At 38.0% G+C, this 15,679-nt stretch carries 17 protein-coding genes; 16 read left to right on the top strand and 1 reads right to left on the bottom strand.

Annotated features, from left to right (window positions below):
* The first annotated feature begins 85 nt into the window (after window positions 1–85).
* The 16 genes from serS (at window position 86) to Q0X77_RS12430 (ending at window position 13,799) form a co-directional block, all read left to right on the top strand.
* Window positions 86–1,357: a serine--tRNA ligase gene (gene serS / locus Q0X77_RS12510; protein WP_297797852.1), complete on the top strand. Its 1,272-nt coding sequence runs from the start codon at window positions 86–88 to the stop codon at window positions 1,355–1,357.
* Between the two features lie 154 nt (window positions 1,358–1,511).
* Window positions 1,512–3,296, top strand: coding sequence for a tetratricopeptide repeat protein (locus Q0X77_RS12505; RefSeq protein ID WP_297797850.1), 1,785 nt, complete (start codon window positions 1,512–1,514; stop codon window positions 3,294–3,296).
* 32 nt (window positions 3,297–3,328) lie between these two features.
* Complete coding sequence (locus tag Q0X77_RS15390) at window positions 3,329–3,976, top strand: DUF4286 family protein (RefSeq protein WP_366939216.1); 648 nt, start codon at window positions 3,329–3,331, stop codon at window positions 3,974–3,976.
* 3 nt (window positions 3,977–3,979) lie between these two features.
* Window positions 3,980–4,840 (top strand): 16S rRNA (adenine(1518)-N(6)/adenine(1519)-N(6))-dimethyltransferase RsmA, encoded by an 861-nt coding sequence (gene rsmA, locus Q0X77_RS12490; protein WP_297797848.1) that lies wholly within the window; start codon window positions 3,980–3,982, stop codon window positions 4,838–4,840.
* Window positions 4,827–6,179 carry a magnesium transporter gene (gene mgtE / locus Q0X77_RS12485; protein ID WP_297797846.1) on the top strand — a complete coding sequence of 451 codons (1,353 nt, stop codon included), beginning with the start codon at window positions 4,827–4,829 and terminating at the stop codon, window positions 6,177–6,179. Before rsmA ends, mgtE begins: the two co-directional genes overlap by 14 nt.
* 75 nt (window positions 6,180–6,254) lie before the next feature.
* Entirely contained in the window at window positions 6,255–7,175 is a 921-nt protein-coding gene (locus Q0X77_RS12480) for a carbon-nitrogen hydrolase family protein (RefSeq protein WP_297797844.1), read from the top strand.
* 38 nt (window positions 7,176–7,213) lie between these two features.
* On the top strand, window positions 7,214–7,579 hold the full coding sequence (locus Q0X77_RS12475) for a cupin domain-containing protein (RefSeq protein ID WP_297797842.1): 366 nt from the start codon (window positions 7,214–7,216) through the stop codon (window positions 7,577–7,579).
* 5 nt (window positions 7,580–7,584) lie between these two features.
* Complete coding sequence (locus Q0X77_RS12470) at window positions 7,585–8,523, top strand: 2-hydroxyacid dehydrogenase (protein WP_297797841.1); 939 nt, start codon at window positions 7,585–7,587, stop codon at window positions 8,521–8,523.
* Between the two features lie 26 nt (window positions 8,524–8,549).
* Window positions 8,550–10,181, top strand: a complete 1,632-nt coding sequence (locus Q0X77_RS12465) for a DUF748 domain-containing protein (protein ID WP_297797840.1) — start codon at window positions 8,550–8,552, stop codon at window positions 10,179–10,181.
* 159 nt (window positions 10,182–10,340) lie between these two features.
* On the top strand, window positions 10,341–10,796 hold the full coding sequence (locus Q0X77_RS12460; protein WP_297797838.1) for a DUF1801 domain-containing protein: 456 nt from the start codon (window positions 10,341–10,343) through the stop codon (window positions 10,794–10,796).
* 10 nt (window positions 10,797–10,806) lie between these two features.
* Window positions 10,807–11,193, top strand: a complete 387-nt coding sequence (locus Q0X77_RS12455; protein ID WP_297797836.1) for a VOC family protein — start codon at window positions 10,807–10,809, stop codon at window positions 11,191–11,193.
* Between the two features lie 51 nt (window positions 11,194–11,244).
* Window positions 11,245–11,922 carry an NINE protein gene (locus Q0X77_RS12450; RefSeq protein WP_366939215.1) on the top strand — a complete coding sequence of 226 codons (678 nt, stop codon included), beginning with the start codon at window positions 11,245–11,247 and terminating at the stop codon, window positions 11,920–11,922.
* Between the two features lie 79 nt (window positions 11,923–12,001).
* The gene (locus Q0X77_RS12445; protein WP_297797834.1) at window positions 12,002–12,325 is read left to right on the top strand and encodes a metalloregulator ArsR/SmtB family transcription factor; all 324 of its coding nucleotides are present in this window, start codon (window positions 12,002–12,004) and stop codon (window positions 12,323–12,325) included.
* Between the two features lie 10 nt (window positions 12,326–12,335).
* Window positions 12,336–12,824, top strand: a complete 489-nt coding sequence (locus Q0X77_RS12440) for a DUF6428 family protein (RefSeq protein WP_297797833.1) — start codon at window positions 12,336–12,338, stop codon at window positions 12,822–12,824.
* A gap of 21 nt (window positions 12,825–12,845) precedes the next feature.
* Window positions 12,846–13,367 (top strand): GNAT family N-acetyltransferase, encoded by a 522-nt coding sequence (locus tag Q0X77_RS12435; RefSeq protein ID WP_297797830.1) that lies wholly within the window; start codon window positions 12,846–12,848, stop codon window positions 13,365–13,367.
* Between the two features lie 105 nt (window positions 13,368–13,472).
* On the top strand, window positions 13,473–13,799 hold the full coding sequence (locus Q0X77_RS12430) for an arsenate reductase ArsC (protein WP_366939218.1): 327 nt from the start codon (window positions 13,473–13,475) through the stop codon (window positions 13,797–13,799).
* Here the strand turns inward: Q0X77_RS12430 and Q0X77_RS12425 are convergent.
* Entirely contained in the window at window positions 13,796–15,607 is a 1,812-nt protein-coding gene (locus Q0X77_RS12425) for a lysophospholipid acyltransferase family protein (RefSeq protein ID WP_297797828.1), read from the bottom strand. The two genes, Q0X77_RS12430 and Q0X77_RS12425, sit on opposite strands and share 4 nt — an antisense overlap.
* Window positions 15,608–15,679: the final 72 nt, after the last annotated feature.

Genomic DNA, 15,679 nt, shown 5'->3' with positions numbered 1-15,679 from the left:
ATATCAAACTATTAAAAAATTGTTGACGCTTCAAATTGATACATTAATCAATTAACCCTAAATTTACGCCTTAAATCAGCTAAACATGTTGCAGTTACAAGCTTTACGAACAAATAAGGATCAGATTATCCAAGCTTTAAAAAAGCGGAATTTTGATGCGGAAATTCATATGGACAAGGTCCTCAGCCTTGATGAAAAAAGGCGATCCCTGCAAACAGATTTAGATAACACCCTGGCAGAAGGAAATAAGCTTTCCAAAGAGATAGGCATGCTTTACAAAAGTGGAAAAACTGAGGAAGCAAACCAGATAAAACAAAAAACCGCACAGCTAAAAGAAGAATCTAAAAGACTTACCGAAAAGCTGAATACCATTGCAGCTGACTTGGAGGAAGCACTTTATCAAATTCCAAATGTCCCGCATGAATCTGTTCCGGCGGGAAGTGATGAAGAGGATAATGAAGAAGTATTCAGAGAAGGGAACATCCCAGAATTAGGAGAAGAGGCTAAACCACATTGGGAGTTGGCTAAAAAATATGATATTATAGATTTTGAACTGGGTGCTAAAATCACCGGTGCCGGGTTTCCGGTTTATAAAGGTAAAGGTGCCCGACTGCAACGTGCTTTAATTTCCTATTTTTTGGATAAAAACACCGAGGCAGGTTATATCGAAATGCAGGTACCCCTTTTGGTGAATGAGACCTCAGGATACGGGACAGGGCAACTCCCGGATAAGGAAGGGCAAATGTACCATGTTACGGAAGAAGATCTCTACCTGATACCAACCGCTGAAGTACCTATTACCAATGTACTTAGAGGAAATATCCTGGACAAGAATAGTCTCCCTATTTCCTACACCGGTTATACCCCATGTTTCCGTCGCGAAGCCGGAAGTTATGGTGCACACGTAAGAGGACTCAACCGTTTGCATCAGTTTGATAAAGTTGAAATAGTGCGGGTGGAACATCCAGATAATTCTTACCAGGCGCTTGATGCCATGGTAGAACATGTAAAAAATATATTAAGGGAATTAAAATTACCATTCCGTGTACTACGGCTATGCGGTGGCGACCTCGGTTTTACTTCAGCCCTTACCTATGATTTTGAAGTGTTTTCAACAGCTCAGGACCGTTGGTTAGAAATAAGTTCCGTTTCAAATTTTGAGACGTTTCAGGCAAATAGATTAAAACTTCGCTACCGGGATGAAAACAATAAAACGCAACTGGTACACACCTTAAATGGCAGCTCCCTGGCTTTGCCAAGGGTTTTAGCGGGCATCCTGGAAAATTACCAAACTGCAGATGGAATAGACATTCCTGATATTCTGGTCCCTTACACAGGCTTTAGCAGGATAGAATAGTTGGTTTTAGCAGATAAACCCATTACGGGAATATCCATGATCTGGAATTTAAATTGGTATCCTATCTGATTGGGGAAAAGTTCAATTCAGCGATATTATGCTTTCTTTGACAGTGTTTTTTAAAGAGCTTGGTTAAATTTGATAAATTTCCAATATGAGATTTGCCTTATTATTTATTGGTTTAATCTGCACCTCCTATTGTGCTGCACAGGAAGATTTCCTGGCGAAGCAATATTTTAATGATGGTGAGTTTAAGAAAGCTGAAGTCTTTTATAAAAATCTGGTTGAAAAAAATCCCAGGCGTACTGATTATGCCGAAGGTTTAATTGCCTGTTACCAGCAATTGGAAAAGTATGAGGAAGCCCAGGCTTTTCTCTTAAGGAAAATAGAATTAGGTAACCCTTACCCTACCATTTATATTGAATTGGGGTATAATTACCTCCTTCAGGACCAGACCGAAAAGGCCAAAGAGAATTATGAAATCGCACTTTCAAAAATAGAAGAGAATCCAAATTATGGCTATGGAATAGGATTCAGATTTCAGCGCTATGCCTTGTTAGACTATGCCCTCAAGGCTTACTCCAAGGCTATGGAGCTAAATCCGCAATTAGATTATAATTTTCAAATGGCCCGCATTTATGGGGAACAGGGAGATATTGAGCGGATGTATAACTCCTATCTGGAACTAATTTCTGCAGGTAAGGCTACTCAGACAAACGTACTTCGAAATCTTGATAATTTTATTACCTCAGACCCTGAGAATCCAAATAACCTAAAGCTCAAAAAAATACTCCTGCTAAAGGCTCAAAAAAATCCGGATATCCTTTGGAATGAAATCCTGAGTTGGCTGTTTGTACAACAAAGACAATACAGCAGTGCCTTCAATCAGGAAAAAGCCATCTATAAAAGATCTGGAGCTTTTACACTTCAGCGTTTGATCGCTCTTGGCGATATTGCCCTGGAAGACAAAGCTATTGAAGATGCGATTTCAATTTATACCTACATTGATAAGAACTCAAATGATCCTATAATTAAACTTAACGCGCGCCTCAACCTTATCGATATTAAATTGATGGATGCAAATACAAGGCAACTGGATGAAGTAGAAAGGCAATTCGAATCTTTAATAGATGTTTACGGATATGAAAACAACACCCTGCAATTACAAATTGCCTACGCAAATTTCCTGACCTTTAAAAAAGCTAAGCCAGAAGAGGCAATCACCATGCTCAAGAGATGTTTGGAACTTCCACTGGAACGCTTTAGCCAGGCTTATATAAAACTTGCTCTTGGAGATATCCTTGTTTTTAATCAGAAATTCAACGAAGCATTAATCAATTTTTCTCAGGTTCAAAAGAGTTTGAAAAATGATGTTTTAGGTCAGGATGCCCGATTCAAAGTAGCGCAGACCAGTTTTTACAAGGGCGATTTTGATTGGGCATTTACGCAGTTAAAGGTATTAAGAAGCTCAACTTCACAGCTTATTGCAAACGATGCCATGCAGTTAAGCCTTTTAATTTCAGATAATTCATTGGAAGATTCAACCCAGACCGCATTAAAGAAATATGCAAGGGCAGATCTGCTTTCTTATCAGCAGAACATTGATGAAGCAATCAAAGTTTTCGATGATATTCTTATCAACCACAAAGGAGAAAAAATAGAAGATGAGGCGCTTTTAAAACAAGGGGAACTTTTAGTTCTTATCAAGAATTATGAGGCTGCGGAATTTAACTATCTTAAAATTGTTGAATTTTATGGAAATGATATTCTGGCCGATGATGCTCATTTTGCGCTCGCTGAACTCTACAAGAACATTTTAAATGAACCCGAAAAAGCCAAAGAACATTACGAGAAAATAATTTATAATTATCAGGACAGCTATTACTTTCCCCAGGCACGTAAAAATTTCCGAATATTACGCGGTGACAGTATTAACTAATTTTGGATACACTCACTTATAATACTTGATTTATGATTATCTACAATGTCACCGTTAATATAGATGATTCTGTTCACGAAAAATGGTTAGAATGGATGCGCACAAAGCACATTCCTGAGGTTTTGGAGACAGGCAAATTCCTAAAAGCTAAAATGGCCAGAGTTCTGGTGGAAGAGGAAATGGGAGGCATTACGTATTCAATACAGTATACGGCAGAAAACAGAGAAATTCTAGATCAATATTACGCCGAGGATGCCGAAATAATGCGTGAACAGGCAACGAAGCTATTTGGAAATAAATTTGTGGCTTTCAGGACAGAACTGGCTGTAATCGAGGAATATAGTGCACATAGACTTAATGCTACTGAATACCTTTTTACATATGGAACGCTGCAGCAGGAAGATATACAGTTAACTGTTTTTTCAAGAACACTTTCCGGTTTTAGTGATACGCTTTCAGGATATAAATTATCAGATGAAAAAGTAGTTGGCATATATCCGGTAATGCAAAATTCTGACATTCCAACGGATTTTGTCAATGGCAGAGTCTATATGTGTAGTAATAAAGAAATTTTGGATGTTGATAAATACGAGGGCCCGGCCTATAAAAGAATCAAAGTAACCCTCAACTCTGGCAAAAGTGCATGGGCCTACATAAGTTCTGCTCCACAATCGAACTAGACAATGGCCAAAAAACGCAAAAAACACCATTCTTTTAAAAAAAATACGCGTCAAACAGAGCGTCCGGTAAAAGCTAAAAAATACCTTGGGCAGCACTTTCTTAAAGATGAAGAAATTGCCAGAAAAATCGCGGATACACTTTCAATGAATGGCTATAGCAATGTACTCGAAATTGGGCCCGGTACAGGGGTTCTTACAAAATATTTATTGCAGCGGCCAATGAATCTCGTAGCCATGGAACTGGATGAGGAATCAATAATTTACCTTAACCATAGCTTCCAATTGGAACACAAAGAAATTCTACAACAAAACAATTCCCTTGAGATAATACAGGCCGACTTCCTGAAATACGACCTGTCAACGCTCTTTAATATGGAGCCATTTGCCATAACCGGTAATTTCCCCTACAACATTTCTACACAGATTGTTTTCAGGCTGTTGGAGATTAGAAACAGGGTTCCTGAATTTTCAGGAATGTTTCAAAAAGAAGTGGCGCGGCGTATTTGTTCAAAAGAAGGCAACAAAACATATGGGATTCTTTCTGTTTTAGTTCAGGCATTTTATGATGCCGAATACCTTTTTACGGTAAATCCCGAAGTTTTTGATCCTCCTCCAAAAGTAGAGTCGGGAGTGTTAAGGTTAATAAGAAAAGACGGTTTTATATTGGATTGTGATGAAAAACTGTTTTTCAGGGTAGTTAAAACAGGTTTTAACCAGCGGCGAAAAACATTAAGAAACAGCTTAAAAATATTTAACCTATCTGATAATCTAAAAGAAGATGCTATCTTTGACCGGCGTCCCGAAGAATTGGGTGTTGCCCAATTTATATCGCTGACCAAGAAGATAGGTGATGACTCCATTTAAACTCACAGATGAGCTACTAGCGGAAATTGAACTGCTTATAGAAGCCAGAAAGGACTCCGATTTAAAGTCTTTATTGGAAGATCTTCACTACGCTGATATTGCAGAAATAGCCAATGATCTCAGCGAAGAATCCGCTACCTATATTATCAAACTTCTGGATAGTGATACAACCTCCGACGTACTGATTGAATTGGATGACGACGTTCGGGAAGCCATTCTCAACAGATTGTCTTCCAAGGAAATCGCAGAAGAATTAGAAGAACTGGATACCGATGATGCAGCAGATATTGTGGGGGAACTCCCGGAAGAAATTGTTGAAGAAGTAATTTCGGAGATTGAGGACCGGGACCATGCCAAGGCTATTGTAGACCTTTTACGATATGATGAAAATTCCGCAGGTGGTCTTATGGCCAAGGAGTTGGTAAAAGTAAATGAAAATTGGAACGTACTTACCTGCGTTAAAGAAATGCGTGCCCAGGCCGAAAATGTGACAAGGGTACACTCTATTTATGTAGTGGACGACGATGACAAACTCATTGGAAGACTCTCGCTTAAAGATTTGCTGACAACCTCCACAAAATCTCCCATTAAGGAGGTTTATATTCCAAAAGTGGATCGGGTCTCCGTAAATGAAGAACCCGAAGAAGTGGCCAAAATTATGTCCAAATACGACCTGGAAGCCATTCCCGTAGTGGATGAGATTGGTCGTTTGGTAGGCAGGATTACTATCGATGATATCGTTGATGTTATAAAGGAAGAAGCTGAGAAAGATTACCAATTGGCTGCAGGTATCTCCCAGGATGTTGAGGCCGATGATAGTATATGGGAGTTAACAAGAGCTCGTTTACCCTGGTTGTTTTTAGGCCTTTTAGGGGGTATTGGGGCCGCTGCCATTATGGGTGGATTTGAAGAAATGATAAGCAATCATGCCATCTTATTCTTTTTTACACCTTTAATTGCGGCAATGGCAGGTAATGTTGGGGTACAATCAAGTGCAATAGTAGTGCAGGGGCTTGCTAATGATGACCTCAAAGGAAGCATTGGGAATCGTCTTGTTAAAGAAATGTTCCTGGCTACACTCAATGGTATAATCCTTGGAATAGTTCTTTTATTTTTTACCTGGTTCTGGCAAGGCGATTTTCCTACCGCACTGGCAATTTCAATTTCCCTGGTTGTCGTAATCATCGTTGCCGGAATCGTCGGAACATTTATTCCCTTGTTTTTAGACAAACAAGGCATAGATCCTGCAATTGCAACCGGTCCTTTCATTACTACGAGTAATGATATTTTCGGGATCTTGATTTATTTCTGGATAGCCAAAGTTATTTTGGGAATTTAGACTTCACTTTTATTAAATTTAGATACCTTAGAGTCTCCGATATCTAAAACAAATTCCCTCTAAGAATTTCAGTCTATGACAATCAAAGTAGGTTTAGTCCAGGAAAGCCCTGTTTTTTTCAATAAAAAAGAAACCATTTCTAAAATTGAAAGGCTTACCAAGGCATATGCAGCAGAGGGATGTGATTTGTTGGTTTTTCCGGAGTCCTTTATTCCGGGGTACCCAAGAGGGTTTACCTTCGGCGCAACCATAGGAAGCAGATCTGAAAAAGGGCGTAAACTTTATGCTGAATACTATGAAAACAGCCTAAATGTGAAAAGTAAAGATCTTAAACGCCTCGAAGACATTTCCAAAAAAAATAAGATCTACCTGGTTATAGGAGTAACTGAAAAGGACGATATTAGTGGTAGTTTATATTGTTCAATGCTCTATATATCACCAACTGCAGGGTTACTTGGCACGCATCGGAAAATTAAACCTACCGGGACAGAAAGAATTGTCTGGGCGGAGGCTTCAGGTGAAGCATTAACTACTTATCAATCCAAGATAGGGAAGTTAGGCGGCCTTATTTGTTGGGAAAATTATATGCCGCTGGCTAGAATGGCAATGTATACGAAAGGCGTTGAGATTTATATAGCTCCTACAGCAGATGCCAGGGATGAATGGACCTCTTCTATGCAACATATCGCTCTGGAAGGCAGATGCTATGTTCTTGCTTGCAATCAGTATTTTACCAAATCCATGTACCCTGAAAGGTACCAGGCATTGGTACGGAATGAACCTGAAACAATGTGCCGCGGAGGCAGCCTATTGGTGGCCCCAAACGGTAAAATTATAGCAGGCCCATTGTATGACAAAGCCGGGGTCCTAGTTGCTGAAATAGATCTTGAAGAAGTAAAGCGTAACAAACTCGATTTTGATGTAATTGGTCATTATGCCCGAAATGATATTTTTGAATTTGACGTAAAAAATCAGCCTGAAACAAAAAAGGAGTAAAATATGTTCTACAATAAGTTAGACTTAAGTTAATAAAAATGAAAGCTATAAATTTAAAAAAGAAATATGACGCCTTCAGTAAAACATGGCACCCGCATCAAATAGCCCAGGTAGATGATATGCAGGTAATTCTGGCGAAGATTCAGGGAGAGTTTGTATGGCATTCCCACGATAATGAGGATGAACTATTTCAGGTTTTAAAGGGTACTTTATATATGCAATTCAGAGACCGGACGGAAGTTGTGAAAGAAGGTGAAATTATAGTTGTCCCGAAAGGGGTAGAACACAATCCATCTACAAAAAACAATGAAGTAGTACATTTAATGCTCTTTGAAAAATTGACAACGGCCCATACCGGTAAGGTACGGCACACAAGGACAATAACTGAATATCCTAAAATTTAAATAGCATGAAAATCCTCCATGTAGACATTAACCATCCTTTGCTTATAGAGGAATTCACCAAACTGGGTTTTGAGAATGTTGAAGAATATACAGCATCCAAATCTGAAGTTGAAAAAACAATTCACCTCTATGACGGACTAATTATCCGAAGTAGATTTACTATTGACCAATCATTTTTGGACAAGGCCCAAAACCTGAAATTCATAGGGAGACTTGGGTCCGGTTTGGAAAATATAGATGTCGATTATGCTTATGATAAAGGGGTTTTTCTGGCCGCTGCCCCTGAAGGAAATCGCAATGCCGTTGGCGAACATGCCCTCGGATTATTATTGGCCCTATTTAATAAGCTGACCAAAGCAAACAAGGAAGTAAAGAATGGTATCTGGGACAGGGAAGGCAACCGGGGAGCAGAACTTGATGGTAAAACTGTTGGTATCATCGGTTATGGCAATACCGGAAAAGCCTTTGCTAAAAAACTCAGCGGTTTTGATGTTGAAGTAATTTGCTATGATATTATCGGGGGTGTATTTGATGAAAATGCAAGACAGGTTGGAATCATGGAATTGGAACAACGCTCAGACGTAATAAGCCTGCACGTACCTCAAACACCGGAAACCCTTGGAATGATTAATACCGAATTTATAAATAAGTTTCAAAAACCTTTTTGGTTGTTAAATACGGCAAGAGGAAAATGCGTTGATACGGAAGATTTGGTTTCCGCTCTAAAATCTGGTAAAATATTAGGTGCCGGATTGGACGTATTGGAATATGAAAAAACTTCTTTTGAAGACATGTTTACGAAGTCCGATCTTCCGCAGGCCTTTAAATTTCTAATGGAGGCCGACAATGTTATTCTTTCTCCACATGTTGCCGGATGGACCAAAGAAAGTAAGCAGAAATTAGCCCAGACCATTGCAGACAAAATAAGGTCCAGGTTTTGTTAAAATAGAGTCTAAAAGAATACACAATAATGAAAAAGATTATCATTTGGATTCTTATTGTCCTGGGGATATTATTTATAATGCTGAAAGGTTTTGAGTGGAGGATTGAATCTAAATTTCAGGCTAGATTAAATTCAAACCCTGACAGAGCCTACAACATAACTTATTCTGATTTGGATTTAGACACCTTTTTTAAAGGGTTTACCTTGGACGAAGTCAGCATTGAACCTTTAAACCCGGGAAAAGGAACGACAATTACCGGATATGTAGATTACGCTACCATAAATGGGATAGTATGGAGGGAATTCTTATTTGGAAAAAAGTTGAATTTAAATGAGATTGCTTTTGAAAAACCATTTTTTGAGGTAACACTCAGCGCAGACACGACTAAAACTACCAGTGGCCAAGGGTTACAGCTAATGTTCGGTGATATTTTATCTCGGGCAGACCTTAAGCGTTTCAGTATTCAAAATGGTTCAGTTATCCTAAGGGATCCTGTCTCGCAAGGTGTAAAAGGCCAGGTAAAGCAAATTAATATCCTTGCAACCGGAATAGAAACCGACTCTTTAAAATTCAAGCATCTGATACCATTTGAAATGAAAGATTTAAATGTAGATCTGGATGGTATCACATTTAAACCAAACGACTATACTGATATTAGTATGGGTCATTTTCAATATAAGCTGATGGAAAAGGAAATTTTGCTGAATGATATTTCCATTGGTTATTCAATAGATTGGGTTGAAGTCAGTAAGCTCACCGGTGTACAAAACGATATCATTGAATTAAATGTAAAAGAAATTGGTATTCATCAGCTTCAACCATCCAGCGAATTCTACACTCAATTAGATATTGAAGCCCAAAAAATTTCTATAGACGAATTGGACATTAAATTGCAACGAAATAAGAATATCCCCAGACCCCCGGATGTAGTTAAACCCATGTTTCAGGGAATTATCAATGCAATCCCTGTGGCAATGCTAATTGACTCTGTTCAAATTTCGAATTCTTCGGTAACCTATGGTGAACTGGGCGTTAAAAAAAGTGAATCAGGATCTCTAAAAATTCAGGAAATCAGTGGAGACATTACGGGGGTCACCAACATGCCTGAAGAACAGTTGACAAGAGGTCATTTAGAAGCAAAAATTAGTGCCAGCCTTAAAGGTAAAGCTCCTGTTGATGTTGAACTAATTGTTCCATATGATAAAGAAACATTTACATTAGATATAGGTGTCGGAGCCTTAAGTATAACCGAATTAAACCCTACTTTAAAACCCCTGGCAGGTGTTGAAATGGTTTCCGGACAGATGAACGGTATTCAGTTTCAAATGAACGCCGGTCCGTTGCAGTCTCAAAACAAACTGGTATTTGATTACAGTAACTTACAGGTAAAATTGCTCAACGAAAAGAGTGAAGACAAATCTAAAAATATGGGATTTCTTTCTGCAATTGCAAACACAGCTATCCGGACGAATAATTTGCCTGATCAAAAGAACTATCTTGTGGCTTTATATCAATCGAAAAGAAATGTATATCGATCCCCGGTAAATTATATTGTGAATGGATTGATTGATGGTTGCATTAGGATTGTTCCCGGGAAAGGGGTACAAAAAATGATTCTAAAGGACGATAAAAATGGTAAAAAAAGGAAAAAATCCTAACCTATAAAAGAAGCAATTTAGTACTTTAGTATAAAATGCCTCCCCCTCCTGCTCTTTAGTTTTGAACCAACACAAAAATCCCAGAGCATGAAAAACATGGAATTTAAATTTGGTGCCTAAGGTCCAATTTAATGCTACTACAACATAAATAAAACTAACATGCAATCAAAAGCCAAAAGTCCGGCGGAATATATTTCTGAACTCCCTGAGGATCGAAAACAACCTATATTGAAGTTAAGGGAAACAATCTTAGGAAACTTACCTGAAGGATTTGAAGAAGAAATGAGTTATGGCATGATAGGCTATGTAGTACCCCATTCCCTGTATCCGGCAGGGTATCATGTAAATCCGGAACTTCCATTGCCATTTATAAATATTGCTTCGCAAAAAAACTTCATAGCACTTTACCATATGGGCATTTATAGTAATAAAGCTTTGTTGGACTGGTTTGTTTCTGAGTATCCCAAACATGTAAAAACCAAATTAGATATGGGTAAAAGCTGTATCCGTTTTAAAAATTCCAAACATATTCCCTATTCCTTAATAGGCGAATTAGCATCAAAGATGTCTGTTGAACAATGGATATCTATTTACGAACAAGCGTGGAAAAAATAATGGATTAATCATGAAAAAAAGAGTTACCGGATTAGGTGGTTTTTTCTTTAAAACCAAAGATCCTGATAAAATAAAAGACTGGTACAAAAATCATTTAGGGCTAAATACTGACCAATACGGATGTACCTTCTGGTGGAAGGACAAGGAAGGTAATGATTGTTCAACGCAATGGAGTCCTTTTAAAGAGGATACCGCCTATTTTAAGCCCAGCAAAAAAGAATTTATGATGAATTTTCGGGTGGCAAATCTCGCAGAATTATTATCCGTTTTAAAGGAGGAAGGTGTAACAGTTATTGGAGAAATTGAGGAATATGAGTATGGGAAATTTGGATGGATCCTGGATCCGGAAGGCAATAAGCTAGAGCTTTGGGAACCAGTTGATAAAGCATTTCTTTGATACCTAAATAATCAGTACATTTAAGAACGCATTAATCAACACAGGATAATCATGTCAGAAGATAATAAAGACCCCAAAGATAAAGCCGAGGATGCTTTTGATAAGGCTAAAGATAAAGCCAAAGAATCTGCTAAAGAAGCAAAAGAGAAGGCCCAAAAATTAACTGAAGAAGCTAAGGAATCTTCCAAGGAAGCAAAAGAGAAAGTAGAGGGAGCAATAGATAAAGCGAAAGAGAAGGCCAGGGAAGCGAAAGAGAAAGCCGAAGGAGCAATTGACAAAGCAAAAGACAAGGCCAAAGCATCCGCTAAAGAAGCTAAAGAGAAGGCAAAAGAATTTGCTGAAGAAACTAAAGAATCTGCTAAAGAATTTGCTGACGATACGAAAGAAGCTGCTCATGAATTTAAGGAGGAAGCCAAAAAAACAGCAGAAGAATTTTCAGAGGGCATGAAAGGAGTAACCGAAGCTGAAAACAAAAAAATATTGGCCGGTATATTGGCAATAGTATTAGGTACTTTTGGGGTTCATAAGTTTATATTAGGGTATCAGAAAGAAGGTTTTGTTCTATTGGGAATAACCATTATAGGTTTCATACTTAGCTGTGTTGTTATAGGTGTATTTATGGTATGGATTAGCGGTTTGATAGGATTGATAGAAGGAATTATTTACCTTACCAAATCTGATGAAGAATTCTACAATACCTACCAGGTGGGTAAAAAACCCTGGTTCTAAAATTTAAAAGTCGGGTTTATTGTGATCCGGCTTTTTTTGTTTTAAGTATTATCGTAATATTGCAATATATAAATATGTAATGGGAACGACCAAAACACAAATATTTACTGCTGAACAAAATGAACTGGCTGTTATTTTAAAAGTTTTGTCCAATCCGGCAAGGATTGCCATCCTACAATATATAGGCAGTCAGAATAACTGTATTTGTAATGATATAGTTGAAGAAATAGGGCTTGCCCAACCCACTATTTCACAGCATTTAAAAGAACTCAAAAGCATCGATTTAATTGAGGGGGAAATAAGCGGAAAAAGCACATGCTACTGCATAAACCATAAAAAATGGCAGGAAATACGGGCACTAATAAATGAATTCTTTAATAAAACAACAATAAATTGTTGCTAATAACAAAATAATGAAAACAAAAGAATTATTTTCTCTTCTAAGGGATAACGGAAATAAAGAACTAGTATTTGACTACAATAATGGGGTGTTGGTAAGTGCCAATTACCATCTGACTGAAGTAAAAAATATCATGATCGACTCTGTGGATTGCGGTGGAGGAACAGATTTTTGGAAGGAAACCATTGTCCAGCTCTGGGAAAGTCCTGCAGAAATTGGCAAGACACAGTATATGACGGTTTCCAAAGCATTTCAAATTTTAAATAGGGTGAATGGAATAAAACCGATGGAAATGGAAGCTGAGCTTAAAATAGAATATGGCAACAAGGATTTCCATACCGCGCAGTTATTTATAGATGGGTACGATACATCCGAAGACCGACTTGTTATTAAATTAGCCGTGGAAAAAACCGATTGCAAGGCAAAGGAAGAATGCGGTATTCCTGTTGAAATTACTTCAGAAGAAGATGCCTGCTGTTCCCCGGGCGGAGGCTGCTGTTAGTTATGTGGTAATACAGATCGGATGTCCACAAATAGTATAAACAACACCAATTTTTCAATTAGAGAAATGTCCGAGCACCATTGGCCAATGGTTGCTCAAATATATCAGCAGGGTATTGATACTGGTTTTGCTACATTTGAAACGGAAATTCCATCCTATGAGCAGTGGAATAGAAATCATATCTCAAGTTGCAGATTAGTGGGTTTGGGAGATGATAAGGTTTTAGGATGGGCGGCACTTTCCCCTGTTTCCGGAAGGTGTGTTTATGGAGGTGTTGCAGAGGTAAGTGTATATGTAGCAGAATCAACAAGAGGCATTGGTCTGGGTAAACTTCTCATGGAAGAACTTATTACCGCAAGTGAAAAGGCAGGATTCTGGACTTTGCAGTCCGGGATTTTTCCGGAAAATATTGGTAGTATTGAACTTCATAAGAAAGTTGGATTTCGTTACATGGGTAAACGTGAAAGAATTGGCGAGTTGGACGGAATTTGGAAAGACAATTTATTATTTGAAAGAAGAAGTAAGGTTGTTGGTATAAATTAAAAAGTTATTGTAATGAAAAATATTTTGGTGTTATCTACAGGTAACTCCTGTAGAAGTCAATTGGCCCATGGTTATCTCAACGCTATGCAAGATGGCAAAGCCTAAATCTATAGTGCCGGAATTGAAACGCATGGTTTGAATCCCGGTGCAGTGGCTATAATGAAAGAGGATAAAATAGATATTTCAGAACATACCTCAAATAATGTAGATGAATACGAAGGTGTTCCATGGGATTATATTATAACGGTCTGTGATCATGCCAGGGAAAATTGCCCCTATATTCCTTCAAAGGAAGCAAAGCGAATCCACCATAACTTTTTTGACCCTTCCAAAGTAATTGGAACGGAAGAGGAAAAGCATGAAGCCTTTTTAAAAGCCAGAAATGAGATACGAGAGTTTTGCAAACAATTTGTAGAAACGCAATTGAGCTAGATAGTTTCGCTATTTTCGGAATGCTTTCTCTCTAGCTCAGCCTGGAATTCCTCCATAACAGGTTTTACTGTACTTTCGGGTAAATCTGCAATTTTAATATACATCAGGCCGTCCACGGAATTATTAAATAATGGATCAACATTAAATGCCACAACTTTCGCATTTTGCTTGATATATTTTTTAATGAGTACAGGTAACCTTAGACTACCGGGTTCTACCTCTTCAATTAATCGATCAAATTTATTAAGGTCAGCTTCGGTTTCATCAAACACAAATTCCTTGTCGGCATCATTTAATTTGACTTTAAATTCCTTTTTGGGTCTAACATATTGCGCTACGTAAGGATCCCAATAATTAGATTTCATAAACTCAATCATAAGGGATTTTGAGAAGTTTGAGAACTGATTGCTTATACTAACTCCCCCTATTAAGTATTTATGTTCAGGGTACCTTAAGGTAGTATGAACAATGCCTTTCCAAAGCAAAAACAAAGGCATAGGTTTCTGCTGATATTCCTTAATAATATATGCCCGACCCATTTCTATAGACTGTCGCATCATTCCATACAACTCCGGTTCAAATCCAAACAGGTCTTGCAAATAAAACCCATCAATGCCATATTTTTGAAAAATCTCGGAACCCATCCCCATCCTATAGGCCCCCACTATTTTATTTTCATCGTTATCCCATAAGAATAAATGGTGATAATAAAAGTCAAATTTATCCAGATCAATAGCATTATTGGTCCCCTCACCTATTGCCCGGAATGTCAATTCTCTTTGCCTTCCAATTTCCTTAAGGATGAAAGGCATATCTTTTTCCTGAGCCAGGAATACTTCATAGTTTTTACTTTGCAGTAATCGACAGTCCTTCTCTCTTAATTTTTCTAGTTCTCCCTGTATTACTTCTGTCCGCATTTCACCGGCAATCTTTCTTGGAGATTTTGGTATTTTTAACGAAGTGGGTATCTGGTCTATTAATCGTTCTTTTTCATACGCATTAGAGAGAATGTATGTTTTTTTACGCAATAGTTCTGAAAACTCCTCCAGGCTTTCATTTTCTTTTTGGGCCTTAATGGATATGGGTTGTCCTATTCTTACTTTGATAGCCCTGTTCCTTTGAGTGGTAAGCTCGGAAGGCAATTTTGCCGTCCGGAAAATATCATTGATTTTAGACAAATGATAAAATAATTTACTGTTCTTAGCATGAAAATATATAGGCACGATAGGCACCTCAGCCTTTCGAATAAGCTTTAAAGTTGATTCTTCCCAGGGTTTGTCCACTATTAGCTTCCCATCTTTGTAGGTAGAAACCTCTCCTGCAGGGAAAATACCCAGTGGATGTCCATCCCTTAAGTGACTTAAAGCGCTTTTGAAACCGGCAATACTACTTTGGACTTCCTTATGATTTTCAAAGGGATTCACCGGCATAATATAGGGTGCCAGGGGTTCCACTCTATGAAGTAAAAAATTGGCAATAATCTTGAAATCAGGTCTCTTTTTCAGCATCAACTTCAGCAATAAAACCCCATCAATACCTCCCAGGGGATGATTGCTAATAGTAATATAGGGTCCTTCCTTTGGAAGCCTTTTAAAATCTTCATCGGGAATTTCAAAGTCAATTTCATAATGCTCAAGGATAGCATCAAGGAATTCAGGCCCGTTTAATTCTTTATGCCTGTTATAAAATTTATTGATATCTGATAGTTTAGTCAACCTTACCAGGATCCATCCCATGAAGGTTCCAAATAAACCATAACGTTGTAGATTTATTGCTTTGGCAACTTCCTTTACGGTGACTAAACCCATTGTCTTTGTATCTATGTATAAGTAAATATAGGAAAATCACAAGGAGAGGACCCGAATTTTAACATAGGAAAA

This window comes from uncultured Eudoraea sp. (genome assembly GCF_947258925.1).
Classification (GTDB): Bacteria; Bacteroidota; Bacteroidia; order Flavobacteriales; family Flavobacteriaceae; genus Eudoraea.
Note: the sequence above shows the minus strand (reverse complement) of the source record. Positions and strands in the feature narration are given on the sequence as shown.